The organism is Shigella sp. FC1567 (genome assembly GCF_001743015.1).
Classification (GTDB): domain Bacteria; phylum Pseudomonadota; class Gammaproteobacteria; order Enterobacterales; family Enterobacteriaceae; genus Escherichia; species Escherichia coli.
The window spans coordinates 12288-31934 of the sequence record NZ_MIIV01000210.1; the positions used below are offsets into that span (position 1 = coordinate 12288).

General features: G+C 51.8%; 19 protein-coding genes and 2 pseudogenes. 4 read left to right on the top strand and 17 right to left on the bottom strand.

What is annotated here, in order from left to right; translation table 11 throughout:
- Positions 1–12: 12 nt before the first annotated feature.
- On the bottom strand, positions 13–3900 hold the full coding sequence (gene purL / locus BHE85_RS13185; RefSeq protein ID WP_000970129.1) for a phosphoribosylformylglycinamidine synthase: 3888 nt from the start codon (positions 3898–3900) through the stop codon (positions 13–15).
- Positions 3901–4159: 259 nt separating this feature from the next.
- On the opposite strand from purL, the gene mltF reads away from it, so the two are divergent.
- A complete protein-coding gene (gene mltF, locus BHE85_RS13190; RefSeq protein ID WP_000734184.1) occupies positions 4160–5716 on the top strand; it encodes a membrane-bound lytic murein transglycosylase MltF in 1557 nt (518 codons plus the stop codon).
- On the opposite strand, the gene tadA is transcribed toward mltF, so the two are convergent.
- The gene (gene tadA / locus BHE85_RS13195) at positions 5713–6216 is read right to left on the bottom strand and encodes a tRNA adenosine(34) deaminase TadA (RefSeq protein WP_001297409.1); all 504 of its coding nucleotides are present in this window, start codon (positions 6214–6216) and stop codon (positions 5713–5715) included. The two genes, mltF and tadA, sit on opposite strands and share 4 nt — an antisense overlap.
- Positions 6217–6273: 57 nt before the next feature.
- Positions 6274–6909 (bottom strand): phosphatidylglycerophosphatase C, encoded by a 636-nt coding sequence (yfhb, locus tag BHE85_RS13200; protein WP_000190654.1) that lies wholly within the window; start codon positions 6907–6909, stop codon positions 6274–6276.
- A gap of 208 nt (positions 6910–7117) precedes the next feature.
- Here yfhb and BHE85_RS13205 point away from each other — a divergent pair, with 208 nt between their 5' ends.
- Both BHE85_RS13205 and yfhL read left to right on the top strand, forming a co-directional pair.
- A complete protein-coding gene (locus BHE85_RS13205) occupies positions 7118–7966 on the top strand; it encodes a MurR/RpiR family transcriptional regulator (protein ID WP_001013779.1) in 849 nt (282 codons plus the stop codon).
- Positions 7967–8021: 55 nt separating this feature from the next.
- Positions 8022–8282, top strand: a complete 261-nt coding sequence (gene yfhL / locus BHE85_RS13210; protein WP_001196283.1) for a 4Fe-4S dicluster ferredoxin YfhL — start codon at positions 8022–8024, stop codon at positions 8280–8282.
- Between the two features lie 193 nt (positions 8283–8475).
- On the opposite strand, the gene shoB is transcribed toward yfhL, so the two are convergent.
- The 13 genes and pseudogenes from shoB to rseD form a co-directional block, all read right to left on the bottom strand.
- Complete coding sequence (gene shoB / locus BHE85_RS13215) at positions 8476–8556, bottom strand: type I toxin-antitoxin system toxin ShoB (RefSeq protein WP_000128776.1); 81 nt, start codon at positions 8554–8556, stop codon at positions 8476–8478.
- 419 nt (positions 8557–8975) lie between these two features.
- A complete protein-coding gene (gene acpS / locus BHE85_RS13220; RefSeq protein WP_000986029.1) occupies positions 8976–9356 on the bottom strand; it encodes a holo-ACP synthase in 381 nt (126 codons plus the stop codon).
- Positions 9356–10087, bottom strand: coding sequence for a pyridoxine 5'-phosphate synthase (pdxJ, locus tag BHE85_RS13225; RefSeq protein ID WP_001364795.1), 732 nt, complete (start codon positions 10085–10087; stop codon positions 9356–9358). Before pdxJ ends, acpS begins: the two co-directional genes overlap by 1 nt.
- 11 nt (positions 10088–10098) lie before the next feature.
- Positions 10099–10827, bottom strand: coding sequence for a DNA repair protein RecO (gene recO, locus BHE85_RS13230; protein WP_000399399.1), 729 nt, complete (start codon positions 10825–10827; stop codon positions 10099–10101).
- Positions 10828–10838: 11 nt separating this feature from the next.
- Positions 10839–11743 (bottom strand): annotated as a pseudogene (gene era / locus BHE85_RS13235) (GTPase Era).
- On the bottom strand, positions 11740–12420 hold the full coding sequence (gene rnc / locus BHE85_RS13240; RefSeq protein WP_001068343.1) for a ribonuclease III: 681 nt from the start codon (positions 12418–12420) through the stop codon (positions 11740–11742). Before rnc ends, era begins: the two are co-directional and overlap by 4 nt.
- Positions 12421–12690: 270 nt before the next feature.
- Entirely contained in the window at positions 12691–13665 is a 975-nt protein-coding gene (gene lepB / locus BHE85_RS13245) for a signal peptidase I (protein ID WP_000002542.1), read from the bottom strand.
- Positions 13666–13680: 15 nt separating this feature from the next.
- A complete protein-coding gene (gene lepA / locus BHE85_RS13250) occupies positions 13681–15480 on the bottom strand; it encodes a translation elongation factor 4 (RefSeq protein ID WP_000790168.1) in 1800 nt (599 codons plus the stop codon).
- A gap of 197 nt (positions 15481–15677) precedes the next feature.
- Complete coding sequence (rseC, locus tag BHE85_RS13255) at positions 15678–16157, bottom strand: SoxR-reducing system protein RseC (RefSeq protein WP_000589070.1); 480 nt, start codon at positions 16155–16157, stop codon at positions 15678–15680.
- Positions 16154–17110: a sigma-E factor regulatory protein RseB gene (rseB, locus tag BHE85_RS13260; RefSeq protein ID WP_000812031.1), complete on the bottom strand. Its 957-nt coding sequence runs from the start codon at positions 17108–17110 to the stop codon at positions 16154–16156. Before rseB ends, rseC begins: the two co-directional genes overlap by 4 nt.
- Positions 17110–17760, bottom strand: a complete 651-nt coding sequence (rseA, locus tag BHE85_RS13265) for an anti-sigma-E factor RseA (RefSeq protein ID WP_001168459.1) — start codon at positions 17758–17760, stop codon at positions 17110–17112. The genes rseB and rseA overlap by 1 nt, the downstream gene beginning before the upstream one ends.
- Positions 17761–17792: 32 nt before the next feature.
- On the bottom strand, positions 17793–18368 hold the full coding sequence (rpoE, locus tag BHE85_RS13270; protein WP_001295364.1) for an RNA polymerase sigma factor RpoE: 576 nt from the start codon (positions 18366–18368) through the stop codon (positions 17793–17795).
- Entirely contained in the window at positions 18365–18520 is a 156-nt protein-coding gene (rseD, locus tag BHE85_RS13275) for a rpoE leader peptide RseD (RefSeq protein ID WP_001303621.1), read from the bottom strand. The genes rpoE and rseD overlap by 4 nt, the downstream gene beginning before the upstream one ends.
- Positions 18521–18775: 255 nt before the next feature.
- On the opposite strand from rseD, the pseudogene BHE85_RS13280 reads away from it, so the two are divergent.
- Positions 18776–19312, top strand: a pseudogene (locus BHE85_RS13280) (FAD-dependent oxidoreductase); the annotation flags it as partial.
- Between the two features lie 41 nt (positions 19313–19353).
- Here BHE85_RS13280 and BHE85_RS13285 read toward each other — a convergent pair.
- Positions 19354–19647, bottom strand: a 294-nt coding sequence (locus BHE85_RS13285) for an integrase core domain-containing protein (protein WP_146627975.1), incomplete at its 5' end; no start/stop codon positions are given.

Sequence of the window (19647 nt, forward strand, 5' to 3'; positions counted from 1 at the left end):
TGAACTGATGAATTACCCCAACTGCTTACGCGCATTGCGGAAAATGCGCATCCATGGGCCATCCTCGCCCCAGTTTTCCGGATGCCAGGAGTTGCTGACAGTACGGAAAACACGTTCCGGGTGCGGCATCATAATGGTGACTCGACCACTTTCAGTCGTGACTGCCGTAATACCGTTCGGTGAACCGTTCGGGTTAGCCGGGTAGGTTTCAGTGACTTTGCCGAAGTTATCGACATAGCGCAGTGCCACCAGCCCTTTGCTTTCCAGTGCCGCCAGATGCGCCGCATCACGCACTTCCACGCGCCCTTCACCATGAGAGACAGCAATCGGCATTTGCGAGCCCACCATCCCCTGCAACAACAGAGACGGGCTTTGGGTTACTTCAACCAGGCTGAAACGCGCTTCAAAGCGATCGGAGGTATTGCGCACAAAACGTGGCCACAACTCACTACCTGGGATCAGTTCGCGCAGGTTAGACATCATCTGGCAACCGTTACATACCCCCAGCGCCAGCGTTTGCGGACGGTGGAAGAAGGTTGCAAACTCATCGCGTACACGGTCATTGAACAGGATTGACTTCGCCCAACCTTCACCGGCACCCAGCACATCACCGTAGGAGAAACCACCGCACGCGACCAGGGCGTGGAAATCTTCCAGGCCCGTGCGTCCGGTCAGCAGGTCACTCATATGCACGTCGATAGCATCAAAGCCTGCACGGTGGAAAGCTGCCGCCATTTCAACATGCGAGTTCACGCCCTGCTCACGCAGTACGGCAACTTTCGGACGTGCGCCAGTGGCAATATACGGTGCTGCCACATCTTCGTTGATATCGAACGACAGTTTTACATTCAGGCCCGGATCGGCGTCGTTAGATTTCGCCTGATGCTCCTGATCGGCACACTCCGGGTTGTCACGCAGGCGCTGCATCTGCCAGGTAGTTTCTGCCCACCAGACACGCAACGTGGTGCGGCTTTCGCTGAATACAGTCTGCCCGTTGGCGGTAATCACAAAACGGTCACCGGAAACCGCCTGCCCTACATAATGGACACAATCAGCAAGCCCATGCTGTGCCAGTACGGACTCGACCGCTTCACGGTCAGCGGCACGAACCTGAATCACCGCACCCAGTTCTTCGTTAAACAACGCCGCCAGGCGATCGTCGCCCAGAGAGGCAATATCCGCGTTAATGCCGCAATGACCAGCAAAGGCCATTTCCGCCAGCGTTACCAGCAGGCCGCCATCAGAGCGGTCGTGGTATGCGAGCAGCTTACGCTGTGCAACCAGCGCCTGAATCGCGTCATAGAAGCCTTTCAGTTGCGCGACGTCGCGTACATCTGCCGGTTTGTCGCCAAGCTGACGATAAACCTGCGCCAGCGCCGTTGCGCCCAGCGCGTTATTGCCTTTGCCCAAATCAATCAGCAATAGTGCGTTATCTTCGGTAGAAAGCTGTGGCGTGATGGTGTGACGCACATCTTCCACGCGGGCAAATGCAGAAATCACCAGCGACAGCGGCGACGTCATTTCGCGCTCTTCGTTACCTTCCTGCCAGCGGGTTTTCATCGACATAGAGTCTTTACCCACCGGGATCGTCAGGCCCAGCGCCGGACAAAGCTCTTCGCCCACGGCTTTAACGGCTTCATACAGGCCCGCATCTTCACCAGGGTGGCCTGCCGCCGCCATCCAGTTGGCGGAAAGTTTAATGCGTTTGATATCGCCAATCTGTGTTGCGGCAATATTGGTTAACGCTTCACCGACCGCCAGACGGGCAGAGGCGGCGAAATCCAGCAGCGCAACCGGCGCACGCTCGCCAATCGCCATCGCTTCACCGTAGTAGCTGTCGAGGCTGGCGGTAGTGACCGCGCAGTTAGCGACCGGCACCTGCCACGGACCCACCATCTGATCGCGCGCTACCATGCCAGTTACGCTGCGGTCACCGATGGTCACCAGGAAAGTTTTCTCCGCCACGGTCGGCAGATGCAGTATGCGTTTCACCGCGTCTGCAATGGTGATCCCTTCACGGACCAGCGCATCGCCCTTCGCTTTCAGCGTTTGTACATCGCGGGTCATCTTCGGCGTTTTACCAAGCAGGACGTCCAGCGGCAGATCGATCGGCTGATTATCAAAATGACGATCGTGTAGAGAAAGATGCAGTTCTTCGGTCGCTTCACCAATCACCGCGTAGGGTGCGCGCTCACGCTTACACAGTTCGTCAAACAGCGGTAATTGATCGGCAGCAACCGCCAGCACGTAGCGTTCCTGGGATTCGTTACACCAGATTTCCAGCGGGCTCATGCCTGGCTCGTCGCTCAGAATGTCGCGCAGTTCAAATTTACCGCCACGCCCGCCGTCGCTCACCAGTTCCGGCATAGCGTTAGAAAGACCGCCTGCGCCAACGTCGTGGATAAACAGTATTGGGTTGGCATCACCAAGCTGCCAGCAACGGTCAATCACTTCCTGGCAGCGACGCTCCATCTCCGGGTTGTCGCGCTGTACGGAAGCAAAGTCGAGGTCGGCATCAGACTGACCAGACGCCATGGAAGACGCCGCGCCGCCGCCAAGACCGATGTTCATTGCCGGGCCGCCGAGAACGACCAGCTTCGCGCCAACGTTGATCTCGCCTTTTTGTACGTGATCGGCGCGAATGTTGCCGATCCCGCCCGCCAGCATGATCGGTTTGTGATAACCGCGCAGCTCTTCGCCGTTGTGGCTGTTCACTTTTTCTTCATAAGTACGGAAGTAGCCGTTCAGTGCCGGACGACCAAATTCGTTGTTAAACGCCGCACCGCCCAGCGGGCCTTCGGTCATGATGTCCAGCGCGGTGACAATGCGCTCAGGCTTACCGAAATCTTCTTCCCACGGCTGTTCGAAGCCAAGAATTCGCAGGTTGGAAACGGAGAAACCAACCAAACCCGCTTTCGGCTTCGCGCCGCGCCCGGTGGCACCTTCATCGCGGATTTCACCGCCGGAACCGGTCGCCGCGCCCGGCCACGGAGAAATCGCCGTCGGGTGGTTGTGAGTTTCGACTTTCATCAGAATATGCGCCGGTTCCTGATGGAAATCATAGCGGCCCGTTTCGTGGTCAGCAAAGTAGCGGCCCACTTCAGAACCTTCCATTACGGCGGCGTTATCTTTATAAGCAGAGAGAACGTGATCTGGCGTGGTTTCGAAAGTATTTTTGATCATCCTGAACAGCGATTTCGGCTGTTGTTCACCGTCGATAATCCAGTCGGCGTTAAAAATTTTGTGGCGGCAGTGCTCAGAGTTCGCCTGAGCGAACATATACAGCTCGATGTCGTTCGGGTTACGACCAAGCTTTGTGAAAGCATCCTGCAGATAGTCAATTTCATCTTCCGCCAGAGCCAGGCCAAGACGCAGGTTAGCGTCGATCAGCGCCTGACGGCCCTGCCCCAGCAAATCAACGCTTGTGACCGGAGTCGGTTGATGGTGGGCAAACAACTGCTCTGCATCATCTAAATCAAAAAAGACAGTTTCCATCATGCGGTCGTGCAGTTCAGCGGTAACCTGCTGCCATTGTTCATTGGTCAGCGTACCGGCTTCTATATAGTAAGCAACGCCGCGCTCAAGGCGGTTTACCTGTTGTAGCCCGCAGTTATGGGCAATATCGGTCGCTTTCGAAGACCAGGGAGAGATGGTGCCAGGACGCGGGGTCACCAGCAGGAGTTTGCCTTGCGGGGCGTGGCTGGCGAGTGCCGGACCATATTTCAGCAGGCGTTCAAGTTGTGCGTGCTCATCATCGTTTAACGGCGCATTGAGGTCAGCAAAATGGACATACTCGGCGTAAATATTGTGAACCGGGAGCCTGGCAGCCTGAAAACGTGCCAGCAGTTTGTTGATTCGGAATGCCGACAGTGCAGGCGAACCACGCAGAATTTCCATCATAAGTCTCTCGTCTTCTAAGCTTTCGGTGTACCCAAGGGGGGGGGAAACGGGCGTCATTATAAAGAATCTGATGCGCTGACGAAACCGTTTGCGTGGAAATAAAATCACCATCGTGAATTAGCAACGCGTGCCGCCAATGGCTGTAATAAGTTGCCATCTGGCGCAGGTTTACGCAAAATGCCGCTCATTTATGAGTAAACCTTTCACTATTATTACGTTTTTTCAAGCTGGGACGCGCACGACACAGAGAATTAACTAATTGAAAAAATTAAAGATTAATTATCTGTTCATCGGCATTCTGGCACTGCTGCTCGCGGTCGCTCTCTGGCCATCCATTCCCTGGTTTGGTAAAGCCGACAACCGTATCGCCGCCATTCAAGCGCGGGGAGAGTTGCGTGTGAGCACCATTCATACTCCCCTGACTTATAACGAAATCAACGGGAAACCTTTTGGCCTGGATTACGAACTGGCGAAACAGTTTGCCGATTACCTCGGCGTAAAACTGAAAGTGACCGTGCGGCAGAATATCAGCCAGCTGTTTGACGACCTTGATAATGGTAACGCCGACCTGCTGGCGGCAGGACTGGTCTATAACAGTGAGCGGGTAAAAAATTATCAGCCTGGCCCTACCTATTATTCCGTGTCACAACAACTGGTTTATAAAGTGGGTCAGTATCGCCCACGTACGCTGTGCAACCTGACGGCGGAGCAACTCACCGTTGCACCGGGTCATGTGGTGGTTAACGATCTCCAGACCCTGAAAGAAACAAAATTCCCGGAATTAAGCTGGAAGGTAGACGACAAAAAAGGCTCTGCGGAATTAATGGAAGATGTCATCGAAGGAAAACTCGATTACACCATTGCTGATTCTGTCGCCATCAGCCTGTTTCAGCGCGTTCACCCGGAGCTCGCCGTAGCGCTCGATATCACCGATGAACAACCGGTGACTTGGTTTAGCCCGTTAGATGGCGATAATACCCTTTCCGCCGCCCTGCTCGACTTCTTCAACGAAATGAATGAAGACGGTACGCTGGCACGCATTGAAGAGAAATACCTGGGGCATGGCGATGATTTTGATTACGTCGATACGCGCACATTTTTACGCGCCGTCGATGCGGTACTGCCGCAGTTAAAGCCCCTGTTTGAGAAATACGCCGAAGAAATTGACTGGCGTTTGCTGGCCGCTATTGCTTATCAGGAATCGCACTGGGATGCACAGGCCACTTCACCGACGGGTGTGCGCGGCATGATGATGTTAACCAAAAATACCGCGCAAAGCCTCGGCATTACGGATCGTACCGATGCCGAACAGAGCATCAGCGGTGGCGTGCGTTATTTGCAGGATATGATGAGTAAAGTGCCGGAAAGTGTGCCGGAGAACGAGCGGATCTGGTTTGCCCTCGCTGCGTACAATATGGGCTATGCGCATATGCTGGATGCCCGCGCCCTGACGGCAAAAACCAAAGGGAATCCTGACAGTTGGGCTGACGTAAAACAGCGTCTGCCTTTACTTAGCCAGAAACCCTATTACAGCAAGCTGACTTACGGCTACGCTCGTGGACATGAAGCCTACGCTTATGTCGAAAATATTCGTAAGTATCAAATTAGCCTGGTGGGTTATCTGCAAGAGAAAGAGAAGCAGGCTACAGAAGCGGCGATGCAACTGGCGCAGGATTATCCGGCGGTATCGCCTACGGAGTTGGGCAAAGAGAAATTTCCTTTTCTCTCGTTTCTTTCCCAGTCGTCATCAAACTATTTGACCCATTCTCCCTCTCTGCTGTTTTCCAGGAAAGGGAGTGAAGAGAAACAAAATTAATCCGTCGAGGATTGCGCTTTTTTCTGCGCTTTAATTTCCTGGCGGCGCATGCGAAAGAAGTCACTGAGCAACGCCGCGCACTCATCCGCCAGTATTCCTTCCGTAATTTCCACTCGGTGATTCATACCCGGATGATGCAGCACATCCATTAAAGATCCCGCAGCGCCAGTTTTCGCGTCACGCGCACCAAAGACCACGCGACCAATGCGACTGTGGATCATCGCTCCGGCACACATTACACATGGTTCAAGCGTGACATACAACGTGGCGTCGATCAGACGATAATTTTGCATCACCAGACCACCCTGCCGCAGGGCCATGATTTCTGCATGTGCGGTGGGATCATGGCGACCAATCGGGCGGTTCCAACCTTCGCCGATTACCCGATTGTTATGCACTAATACCGCGCCGACCGGCACTTCCCGCTCATCCCAGGCACGTTTCGCCAGCGTCAGCGCGTGACGCATCCAGTATTCGTGGCTAAATTCGACTTCAGACAAAAAGAAAACTCCGGTTATAAAAGCGCGGCGCATTATACACGGACGCTATGCTTTACTCTATTCCAGTTGCTGGAGTTCACCGCGCGGGGTTACTCGCCAACGATGCTGACAGAAATAAAGCAGCGGATTGTCCTGATTACTGTCGCTATAGCCACTGTACAGCCGCAGCGGAGTGCCGATTTTGCGCTCCAGTTGTGCGACCTTTTCATGTCCCAGACAACGCATCGTCAATACCCAACCACCATAGCCACGCTGAATTTGGCTGGCGATAAGATTAACCCGCGGCAGCCAGGGCTTATCGAAATAAACCGCTTCAACCAGCGGCTGCGGAGAGCCGGTAATCAACCAGATATCAGCATCGGAACTTAACAGGTAGGTGGTTAATCGCTCCTGAACCAGCGGAAAGGCGGTAACATTGTCGCGAAACCAGCGCACGAAATCGGCCTGCAACGTCTGTAAACGTGCTTCGCTGTGACCAAAAGTGCACCCCCACAGAAGCAGACTCATCGGCCAGCGTGCCGCACGACCTTTTATCAATAACGCAATGGCTATAATCGGTAACAACGGCAGGACAAGTAACGCATTCAGCGGTTGGCGACGTAGTAAATAGCGCAGAAAACTGCCGAACATATCCTGCTGATGCAATGTTCCATCTAAGTCAAAAAACACCACACGACGCTCGTGAGTTGCCAAACCATACTCCTCTGGACTGAAACATCCTGATTAATTTTCGCTACTACATAGCCTAACAGATAGATCATCACTTTTCCGGCAACAATCGACCGCATCATGGCTAACTGGAATTTTTAATTCATGGCAATTAGCGGCAATGGAATATAAAATTCACTCGCGTGTGTCTCATATTGCCTGTTGTCGCCACTATTTCATCGCGAGGAAAGATATGAACGGCTTACTTCGTATCCGTCAGCGTTACCAGGGGCTTGCCCAGAGTGATAAAAAACTGGCGGATTATCTGCTGCTACAACCTGATACGGCGCGCCATTTAAGCTCTCAGCAACTGGCCAACGAAGCCGGAGTCAGTCAGTCCAGCGTCGTGAAGTTCGCGCAAAAACTCGGCTATAAAGGTTTTCCGGCGCTTAAGTTGGCGTTGAGTGAAGCGCTGGCAAGCCAGCCGGAATCGCCCTCCGTGCCCATTCATAACCAAATCCGCGGTGATGATCCGTTACGGCTGGTCGGCGAAAAACTGATTAAAGAAAATACTGCCGCTATGTACGCAACGCTAAACGTTAATAGTGAAGAGAAACTGCATGAATGCGTAACAATGTTGCGCTCTGCGCGGCGGATAATTCTGACCGGTATTGGCGCTTCGGGTCTGGTGGCGCAAAACTTTGCCTGGAAGCTGATGAAGATTGGCTTCAATGCTGCCGCAGTGCGCGATATGCATGCGCTACTCGCAACAGTACAGGCGTCGTCCCCTGACGATCTGTTATTAGCCATTTCCTACACCGGTGTACGACGCGAGTTAAACCTGGCGGCAGATGAGATGCTGCGAGTGGGCGGAAAAGTGCTGGCGATTACCGGCTTTACTCCGAATGCCCTGCAACAGCGTGCTTCTCATTGCCTGTATACCATTGCCGAAGAACAAGCGACAAACAGTGCTTCAATCTCTGCTTGTCACGCTCAGGGAATGTTAACGGATTTGCTGTTCATTGCGCTGATTCAGCAGGATCTGGAACTGGCACCAGAACGTATTCGTCATAGTGAAGCGCTGGTGAAAAAACTGGTCTGAGTAAAGAATGCGCGTATAATGCCCGCCCGGTTTGTGTTGTTTTGAGAGTTTCCTTATGGCGTTGTTAATCACTAAAAAATGCATCAATTGTGATATGTGTGAACCCGAATGCCCGAATGAGGCGATTTCAATGGGAGATCATATCTACGAGATTAACAGCGATAAGTGTACCGAATGCGTAGGGCACTACGAGACACCAACCTGCCAGAAGGTGTGCCCGATCCCCAATACTATTGTGAAAGATCCGGCGCATGTCGAGACAGAAGAACAGTTGTGGGATAAATTTGTGCTGATGCACCACGCGGATAAAATTTAATATTCTACTCTGGAAGTAGAGTATTAATTATATTACTGGGAAGCCTTAACGCCATTATATTTATTTAATTGATGACATTAGCATAATCATTCACTAAGTTAATTTATATAGTATCTGCCAAGACACTTATTTATAGTTATTAAAGGCGCGTCCGATTGGTTCACCGGACGCACCTTAAGTACGTTTCCTTGTGTTATAAGAACAGAAGGATCAGCTGTAAAACAGCAATGATGATTTTGATGACCCGTTTAATCAGGTATCGGCAATCAGTCATTCGTTTTTCCTTAAACAAGGAATGCAGCCGTTCAGATTAGCCCTTACATCTCCCCAAAACTGAACGTGCGAGTTATTGAGGGTGCATGCTGCACTCCACACCAGAGCTTTGACGACACCACTCGTTTCAATGGGGGAATTCTGTGGCATGGTGTAAAGCACAGCAAAATCTTCAATAACGAAGCCAATTTTAATGTACTTACGAATTGGCGGTCACGTTAATCTTTCCATCAATATTGCTTTCTTCGTAAAGGCTCGAGTTTTTATGCTAAAGATTGCAAGTTGCTTGTAAAAGATAAGTACACTGATCCATAATCGCTGTTGTTGAGGGTGCATGCTGCACAAAATTAAAGTTAAAAAGTAAAACCCCCGTTCCTTACCAGTTCGGGGGTTTTACTTTTTAAAGAGAACGGTATTATTTTAACTTTCAATAATTACCGTGGCACAAGCATAGTGGCGTTCATCTGCCAGCGTTACATGCATATTTACAACGCCGAGCTTTTCCGCCAGTTTTAATGCCTCACCCCATAGCCGTAGCCGTGGTTTGCCGAGCTCATCATTGAATACTTCAAATTGATTAAACGCCAGACCATTGCGGATCCCGGTGCCAAACGCTTTTGCTGCGGCTTCTTTCACAGCAAAACGCTTCGCCAGAAAACGCACCGGCTGGTGGTGCGTTTTCCAGATTGCCCATTCGTTATCGCTTAATACGCGGCGTGCCAGGCGCTCACCGGATCGGGCGATCACTGCTTCTATGCGAGCGATCTCTACGATATCCGTGCCTAAACCTAATATTGCCATTAGCCACGCGCTTCCAGCATCAGACGCTTCATTTCTGCCACCGCATCTTTCAGTCCGGTCATCACTGCACGGCCAATAATGGCATGACCGATATTCAGTTCATGCATCTCAGGGATGGCGGCAATGGCTTTCACGTTGTGATAGGTCAGACCGTGTCCGGCGTTAACTTTCAGACCGAGACTAGCGGCAAAGGTCGCGGCTTTGGCGATACGCACCAGCTCTTGCGCCTGTTCGGCGTCAGTTTTGGCATCAGCATAGCAACCGGTGTGGATCTCGATAAACGGTGCGCCAACCTCTGCCGCAGCTTTGATCTGCTCTTCATCGGCGTCGATAAAGAGAGAAACCTGAATCCCGGCATCTGTCAGACGTTTGCAGGCATCGCGCATTTTTTCACGCTGCCCTGCAACGTCCAGGCCGCCTTCGGTTGTTACTTCCTGACGCTTTTCCGGTACCAGGCAGCAAAAATGTGGCTTCGTCTCAACGGCGATCGCCAGCATCTCTTCGGTCACTGCCATCTCCAGATTCATTCGGGTATCCAGCGTCTGCCGCAGGATGCGCACATCGCGGTCAGTAATGTGGCGGCGATCTTCACGTAAATGCACGGTAATGCCGTCCGCTCCCGCCTGCTCGGCAATAAACGCCGCCTGCACCGGATCCGGGTAAGCAGTACCGCGTGCGTTACGCAGCGTTGCAATATGGTCAATGTTGACGCCTAACAGTAATTCAGCCATGACAATCCTCATCATTCATAATGTGTTTTCACCGTTCGCTTAGGCATAAACTGCCGGAACAGTTCCCTGCTCTTTAATGGTTTACCGCCAAGATACGGCTTAAGCGCCATGCGGGTAAAGCGTTTCGCGGCGCGTAGTGTGTCTGCGTCAGGAAATTCCCGCGCGTTTAACGCTTTTAACTGCCTTCCGGTGAACGTTTTATTGTCGATAACGACGCTTGCGATAAACCCTTTTTCTTCGCGATAACGATACGTCATGGTGTCATCTACCGGCTCGCCGCTACCCGCGCAATAGGTAAAATTGACGCCATAGCCCAGATGCCCGAGCAGTGCCAGTTCAAAGCGGCGCAGCGCGGGTTCTGGCGTACCAGTGGCACCTGCAAGAGACTGAATGCAGTGCAAATAATCGAAAAAGAGTTCAGAGAAGCGCGTCTCGTATTCCAGTACGCGGGAGAGAAGTTCGTTGATGTACAGACCGCTGTAAAGCGTGATACCGCTTAATGGCAGCGCCAGCGAGACAGCTTCAGCACTGCGCAGCGTTTTGACTTCGCCACGCCCGCCGAAACGTAGCAAGAGAGGGGTGAAAGGCTGTAATGCACCTTTCAGAGTAGAGCGTTTAGAGCGTGCGCCTTTGGCAACCAGACGCACGCGACCCGATTCCTCCGTGAAGACGTCCAGCATCAGGCTGGTTTCGCTCCACGGGCGACTATGCAGGACAAATGCGCGCTGCCAGCCTTCCATCGGAGTGACTCTTAAAGATCGTCAACGTAACCGAGACTGCGCAGTGCGCGTTCGTCGTCGGCCCAACCGGATTTCACTTTTACCCACAGTTCAAGGTGGACAGGCGCTTCGAACATTTCCTGCATGTCTTTACGCGCTTCAATCCCGATGGTTTTGATCTTGGCCCCTTTGTTGCCAATAACCATCTTCTTCTGCCCTTCACGCTCAACGAGAATCAAACCATTGATGTCATAACCACCGCGTTCGTTAGAGACGAAACGTTCGATCTCCACGGTCACGGAGTACGGCAGTTCAGCGCCGAGGAAACGCATCAGTTTTTCGCGGATGATTTCAGACGCCATAAAACGCTGTGAGCGATCGGTGATGTAATCTTCCGGGAAGTGATGGGTCGCTTCAGGCAGATGCTTACGCACGATTGCTGCGATAGTGTCGACATTCAGCCCGGTTTCAGCAGAGATCGGCACGATATCGAGGAAGTTCATCTGACTTGCCAGGAACTGTAAGTGCGGCAGCAGATCGGCTTTTTCCTGCACGTTATCCACTTTGTTCACCGCGAGGATCACCGGCGCTTTGCCATCGCGCAGTTTGTTGAGCACCATTTCGTCGTCCGGCGTCCAGCGGGTGCCTTCAACGACAAAAATCACCAGCTCAACGTCGCCAATAGAGCTGCTCGCCGCTTTGTTCATCAGGCGGTTAATAGCGCGTTTTTCTTCCATATGCAGGCCAGGGGTATCAACGTAGATCGCCTGATACGCGCCTTCAGTATGGATCCCCACAATGCGGTGACGAGTTGTTTGCGCTTTGCGGGAGGTGATGGAGATCTTCTGCCCCAGCAGTTTGTTCAACAATGTGGATTTGCCAACGTTCGACGTCCGACGATGGCAATAAATCCGCAGTAACTTTTATCGATGCTCATTCCAGCTCCAGTTTTTTCAACGCCTGTTCGGCGGCAGCCTGCTCAGCCTTACGACGGCTTGAACCTGTGCCAACCACCGGTTCACTCAGGCCGCTGACCTGGCAGTGGATAGTAAATTCCTGATCGTGCGCTTCGCCACGTACCTGGACTACCAGATAAGTCGGCAGCGGCAGATGGCGACCCTGCAAATATTCTTGCAAGCGCGTTTTCGGATCTTTTTGTTTATCGCCTGGGCTAATTTCGTCCAAACGAGTTTGATACCAGTTGAGGATTAATTTCTCGACGGTTTGAATATCACTGTCGAGGAATACGCCACCAATTAATGCTTCGACGGTATCGGCGAGAATTGACTCACGACGAAATCCACCGCTTTTAAGTTCACCAGGCCCTAAACGTAAGCACTCGCCTAACTCAAATTCGCGCGCCAGTTCCGCCAGCGTATTGCCACGGACCAGCGTGGCGCGCATCCGGCTCATATCGCCTTCATCCACACGAGGGAAACGGTGATAAAGCGCATTGGCGATAACGTAGCTCAGAATAGAGTCGCCTAAAAATTCTAAACGCTCGTTATGTTTGCTGCTGGCACTACGATGAGTTAATGCCTGCTGCAACAGTTCCTGATGATTAAAAGTGTAGCCCAGCTTCCGTTGAAGCCGATTAATTACGATGGGGTTCATGCGATACCAATAAATAAATGCGTCAACAATTCAGCACACGAAACAGACCTGATATACATGGCTCTGCTAACTGCTTCGCTGCAGTTTCAGTTTACCGGTATATGGGGACCAACGCTGTTTCGTGTGCCGTGGCAACCTGGAGGTGCCAACCTTAAACTTCGGGGGAATATTCTATACACAACGACGGGGGATGTCGTTAGCCACGGGAGATTTATCTCATAAATAATTCACGTTGTCGCCATAACGGCGCACGTGAACGAAGATGGGCTATTAATGGATGCCGCCAATGCGACTTAAGCGCACACCTGTCGGCCATTCGCCTTCTTGCTTATCGAAACTCATCCAGATAGCCGTTGCCCGACCGACCAGATTCGCTTCAGGCACAAAACCCCAGTAACGGCTGTCCGCGCTGTTGTCGCGGTTGTCGCCCATCATGAAGTATTGTCCCGGCGGAACAATCCAGGTTGCCAGTTGTTGCCCTGGCTGTTGGTAATACATCCCCACCTGGTCCTGCGCAATCGGCACTGTCAGAATTCGGTGCGTCACATCACCCAATGTCTCTTTACGCTCGGAAAGACGAATTCCATTTTCTTTGGTTTCGTTTTTCGGCACTTCAAAGAATCCGCTGGTCGCTTCCCCACCATTACGGCGTGAGAAGGTCTGAACGAAATCGCTCGGTTCCACGTTGGAGTAGGTGACCGGTAGCGCGTTTTCACACGCCTGGCCGGAACTGCATCCCGGTTGAATCGTCAGCTCTTTTGAGACCGGATCGTAAGTGACTTTATCGCCCGGTAAACCCACCGCGCGCTTGATGTAATCAAGCTTTGGATCTTCCGGATATTTAAAGACCACGATATCGCCGCGTTTCGGATGACCGGTTTCGATCAGCGTTTTCTGGTAGATAGGATCTTTAATGCCATAAGCAAACTTCTCTACCAGAATAAAATCACCGATTAACAGAGTCGGCATCATCGAACCTGACGGGATCTGGAACGGTTCATAAATAAACGAACGTACAATCAATACGATAGCCAGCACCGGAAAAACAGAAGCACCGGTTTCCAGCCAGCCAGGCTTCGGCGCAACCTTTTTCAGGGTTGCTTTATCCAGTGAGTCACCGGCAGCCGCCTGCGCCGCTGCCTGACGTTCCCGCCGTTTAGGTGCGAAAAAGAATTTATCCACGCACCATAAAATGCCCGTCACCAGTGTGGCAATCACCAGAATCAGGGCAAACATATTCGCCATGCCAACTCCTAAGGGTTATTTGTTGTCTTTGCCGACGTGCAGAATGGCGAGGAACGCTTCCTGCGGCAGCTCGACGTTACCGATCTGCTTCATGCGTTTCTTACCTTCTTTCTGCTTCTGCAGCAGCTTTTTCTTACGGCTGATATCGCCGCCATAACATTTAGCCAGTACGTTTTTACGCAGCTGTTTCACGGTGGATCGCGCAATAATGTGCGTACCAATCGCTGCCTGAATGGCGATATCAAACTGCTGGCGTGGGATCAGATCTTTCATCTTCTCCACCAACTCGCGACCGCGGTTTTGCGAATTATCACGGTGGGTGATCAGCGCCAACGCATCAACACGTTCACCGTTGATTAATACGTCTACACGTACCATGTCGGACGCCTGGAAGCGTTTGAAGTTGTAATCCAGAGACGCATAACCACGCGAGGTAGATTTCAGGCGATCGAAGAAGTCGAGCACCACTTCCGCCATCGGGATCTCGTACGTCAGCGCCACCTGATTACCGTGGTAAACCATATTGGTCTGCACGCCGCGTTTTTCTACGCACAGCGTAATAACGTTGCCGAGATATGCCTGCGGCAGCAGCATGTGACACTCTGCAATCGGCTCGCGCAGTTCGTAAATGTTATTTACCGCAGGCAGCTTGGATGGGCTGTCGACGTAGATAACTTCCCTTGACGTGGTTTCAACTTCATACACTACGGTCGGCGCAGTGGTGATCAGATCCAGATCGTATTCACGTTCCAGACGTTCCTGGATGATCTCCATGTGCAGCAGGCCAAGGAAGCCGCAGCGGAAACCAAAGCCCAGCGCGCTGGAGCTTTCCGGCTCATAGAACAGTGAGGCATCATTCAGGCTGAGTTTACCCAGCGCGTCACGGAAGGCTTCATAGTCGTCGGAACTTACCGGGAACAGACCGGCGTATACCTGCGGTTTGACTTTCTTAAAGCCAGGCAGCGCCTTTTCTGCCGGATTACGCGCCAGCGTTAAGGTATCGCCGACTGGAGCGCCGTGGATATCTTTAATCGCACATACCAGCCAGCCTACTTCGCCACATTTCAGTTCAGTGCGGTCAACCTGTTTCGGCGTGAAGATGCCCAGACGGTCGGCGTTATAGGTCTGCCCGGTACTCATGACTTTCACTTTGTCGCCCTTACGCAGGGTGCCGTTTTTAATACGGATAAGTGAAACAACGCCCAGGTAGTTGTCGAACCATGAGTCGATAATTAGTGCCTGCAACGGGCCTTCCGGATCGCCTTCCGGCGGCGGAATGTCGCGCACCAGACGTTCGAGAACGTCCTGCACGCCAACGCCGGTTTTCGCTGAACAGCGCACCGCGTCAGTGGCGTCGATGCCGACGATATCTTCAATTTCTTCCGCCACGCGTTCAGGATCGGCTGCCGGCAGGTCAATCTTGTTCAGTACTGGCACCACTTCGAGATCCATTTCCATGGCGGTGTAGCAGTTTGCCAGGGTTTGCGCTTCCACGCCCTGCCCGGCGTCGACCACCAGCAATGCACCTTCACAGGCAGCCAGCGAACGGGAAACTTCATAGGAGAAGTCTACGTGGCCCGGGGTGTCGATAAAGTTAAGCTGATAGGTTTCGCCGTCAGACGCTTTGTAGTCCAGCGTCACGCTTTGCGCTTTGATGGTAATGCCACGCTCACGCTCAAGATCCATGGAATCGAGAACCTGCGCCTCCATTTCACGGTCAGACAGGCCACCGCAGATCTGGATAATACGGTCAGACAGCGTCGATTTACCGTGGTCAATGTGAGCTATGATCGAAAAGTTACGTATATTCTTCATAAAGTATGATTATTGTGCCTTAATGCCCGGTTAACCAGGCTTTTAGAAGTCGCTGTTCTGAGCTTAACGTCTGTATTAATAGAAACGCCGCATTCTACACTACAACATTGAGGCGAGGAAATGTTCATACCGTATGGATTGTGGTATCTGGAAACGTCCTCGCATTTGTTATGCAAAATGCAACAAAGCCAGTGAAATCACTGGCTCGCGTCTTCCGAAGATGTTTCAAATCGCACAAGGCCAGGCGGCAATGCCACGCTTAAGATGATCGGTTGCCATTCTGCCCGGGCAGCAAACTTACGCGAGTAGCCGCGCGCAATCAGGAACCCGCCAATACCGCCGAGGACCGCACCACATAATGCTGCGACGTCAGAAGCAAAGAGTAGCTGAAATAGCGAAGCGATGAGGAATAATCCCACCAGCGGCGACATATAAACCAGTAATGCGGAGCTAAGCAGGCTGCCTTCGGCGATCCCCAATTCCACTTTTTGCCCCGGCACTAACGGTTCATCACAGGGTACGACAATGGTATGCGTGGTTTGCGGGCCAAGTTTATTCAACACGCGGCTACCGCAACCGGCGCGTGAAGCGCAGCTGCTGCATGAAGCTTTAACATCACAACTGACCAGCGCCTGCCCGTTTTGCCAGGAGACGACGGTAGCCCACTCTTTGATCATTGCGCTGCCCCGAACTTAATATTCTCGGCAATGCGTTTCGCCGTTTGCGGCGGCAGTTCACCGACAATGGTGATTTCGGCGTTATCACGTACGCTTGTACTGACGGTTCTGCGTCCGGTGCGCAACATCTGATCGGTGCTCGATGGCGTAGCGCGGTTAACGTTTACCGAGAAGCTGAATAATCCGTCAGAATAGAGACGTGATTCGATAGGCATGTTGTCCATCGTCGGTAGCGGACGTCGACTACTGGAAACTTCGCTAAAACCCTGTGGCAACCAGGTTGGCGTCCAGCTGAATTTAGCTTTTTCACCTACAGGAACAGAAAGCAACGGCGGCAAATTTGCCTTCGCCAGCGTCTGCATACTGCTGCTGATATCCTGATTGACGTTAAAAGCAATCACGCGAAATTGTTCCAGCGTTTCACCATCGCGATCAAGGAGATCAACCCGCATCGGTAATTTCGATTCGGTGTCCATCCACACGATGTAGCTGTAGCGTGTACCATCTCGGGCAACCACGCGAATGACTTCGCAAAGACGATCAGCAATACGCGTGCGCCCGACGGAGATAAAGTCGTAGTAAGGAGAAAGGCGTTTGAAATCGGTATAGATGAGCGATGGCAGAGAATCAACAATGTAATCGCCATTAAGCGTGAACGGTTCAAGTCCCGGTTCAAAATAGCTGATTTCATCGCCGCGCTGTACCACTTCCCGGCGCGGGCCATCCATTTGCAACAATTGTGCAAGAGGACGGTTATCGAGGCGTGCATGTCGATAACGCAGAGACTCAACACCCTGTTTATTGATGCTGATGAATGACAGCTCGTAATTCAGTGACTGACTGGCCAGGTTCATCTGCTGTAATAACGCCCCGGACGCGGGAGTGGCCGAGGCGTTAGCAGAGAATAACAGGCTACCTGTCACTAATGACATGGCAAACCAAAGTTGCTTCATTACTGCGATTGCGTTCCTAAAGTTTGAATTCCTGGCACCTGTACAGCGGCTTGCTGGGTTTGCGCCTGCTCAAACTGAAGCTGTTCAGAGTGGAGTCGGCGTTGCAGTTCGTAATCCTGCAACATTGCATTAATGCGACGACGCTGCTCCTGTACCTGCTGCTGTTGACCATTGTTTGCGGTCGCTTCAGAAGGTACTCCCAGGCTTACCGGGCTGGCTTTACCCATCATCGGCAGTGTATTAAATACCGGCGTTTCGGGCTGCTGGGACGTTTCAGATTGTCCATTATAGTGCTGGACGCCAACGATAACTGCAAGCGATACGCATGCTGCTACGCCCATTTGGGTAAGCTGTGCCGCCCACGGACGTACTTTCTGCCAGAATGGCATTTTCTGCCATTGATGCGGCGCAGGCTGGGCTTCCGGGATCAATGTCGCCGGTTGACGTACTGGCTCTTCTTCAATGGCGGCCATCACGCGTGAAGAGATATCGAAATGGAGCACCTCGGGAGTATCACCCCGCATTGAGTCACGGATTAAGTGATAGCTTTCCCAAGTTTTCTGCATTTCTGGGTTATGAGCCAGTTCGTTAAGCAGCTCACTATCCAGCGTTTCGCCATCCATTAAAGCGGAAAGTTGTTCTTTCTGCATGCCTAATACCCTTATCCAGTATCCCGCTATCGTCAACGCCTGATAAGCGGTTGAACTTTGTTATCAATAGCTTCCCTCGCTCGGAAGATACGTGAACGCACCGTACCTACCGGACAATCCATGATAGCGGCTATCTCTTCATAGCTCAGGCCATCCAGCTCCCGCAAGGTTATTGCCATGCGCAAATCTTCCGGGAGGGACTCAATAGTTCGGAAAACTATCTGTCTCAGTTCTTCTGACAACATTAAGTTCTCAGGGTTCGAAATTTCTTTCAACGCGCCGCCACTTTCGAAGTTTTCAGCTTCAATGGCATCCACATCACTGGAAGGTGGACGACGCCCCTGAGCAACCAGGTAATTTTTCGCTGTATTTACAGCAATCCGATACAGCCATGTATAAAAAGCGCTATCTCCCCGGAACGAATCCAGCGCACGATAGGCTTTAATAAAAGCTTCTTGTACCACATCGGGAACATCACCCGACGGCACATAGCGGGAAACCAGACTCGCCACTTTATGCTGATAGCGCACTACCAGTAAGTTAAAGGCTTTCTGATCTCCCTTCTGGACCCGTTCAACCAGGACCTGGTCCGTTAACTGCTCGCTCATCCGAGGTAAAGTCTCCCCAAACCAAATTTCCACGCGCTATCGAAACGCCACTCCATTAGCTGCAATTTGAGCAAGCAAAGGGTTAGAGTGTCTCGTTTTTGTAAAGTTCCGTAACGCATCTGTTTTTGTTTGTCATGCTGTAGACGGATCATTATCTATCATTATAAGTCTACAGAATCTGAACATCGCATTATCTGTGTAGAAATGCCCATTTAACTGCCTGAAGAGTAACCCAACGGCCTTTTTATTTCACCACCTAATCCTCCACCAGCCAGTAACTTCTCTTTTTCTCGCCGCCCTGCATCAGCGTGTTTAGCAACTGTAACAAATATTAAAATAGCAGGTGTTTATTCGCACAACATGATGCTATGCTGACCAAACTGTGTTTAGTAAATTAAACAAAGAAAATGAATACTCTCCCTGAACATTCATGTGACGTGTTGATTATTGGTAGCGGCGCAGCCGGACTTTCACTGGCGCTACGCCTGGCTGACCAGCATCAGGTCATCGTTCTAAGTAAAGGCCCGGTAACGGAAGGTTCAACATTTTATGCCCAGGGCGGTATTGCCGCCGTGTTTGATGAAACTGACAGCATTGACTCGCATGTGGAAGACACATTGATTGCCGGGGCTGGTATTTGCGATCGCCATGCAGTTGAATTTGTCGCCAGCAATGCTCGTTCCTGTGTGCAATGGTTAATTGACCAGGGGGTTTTGTTTGATACCCACGTTCAACCGAATGGCGAAGAAAGCTACCATCTGACCCGTGAAGGAGGACATAGTCACCGTCGTATTCTTCATGCCGCCGACGCCACCGGTAGAGAAGTACAATCCACGCTGGTGAGCAAGGCGCAGAACCATCCGAATATTCGTGTGCTGGAGCGCAGCAACGCAGTTGATCTGATTGTCTCTGACAAAATTGGCCTGCCGGGCACGCGACGGGTGAGGTGTACTGGCAATAGCGGACACTACCATTTGTTCTTTTTTTAAGCAGCCATCTGATGATATTTTTCCCTGAAGGCTGCCGGGGAGATATTCCCCAGACGAGAGTGACGACGCTGACGATTGTAGAAAATCTCAATGTATTCCCGTATTACTGAGATGGCTTCATCCCGGTTATTAAAACGATAGTGGCTCAGGCTCTCATTTTTCAGCGTTCCCCAGAAGCTTTCCATCGGAGCGTTGTCGTAACAGTGACCTTTACGCGACATTGATGTTTTCAGACCAGACTGCTCCTGTATGACCCGGTAATCGTATGCGCAGTACTGTGAACCTCGATC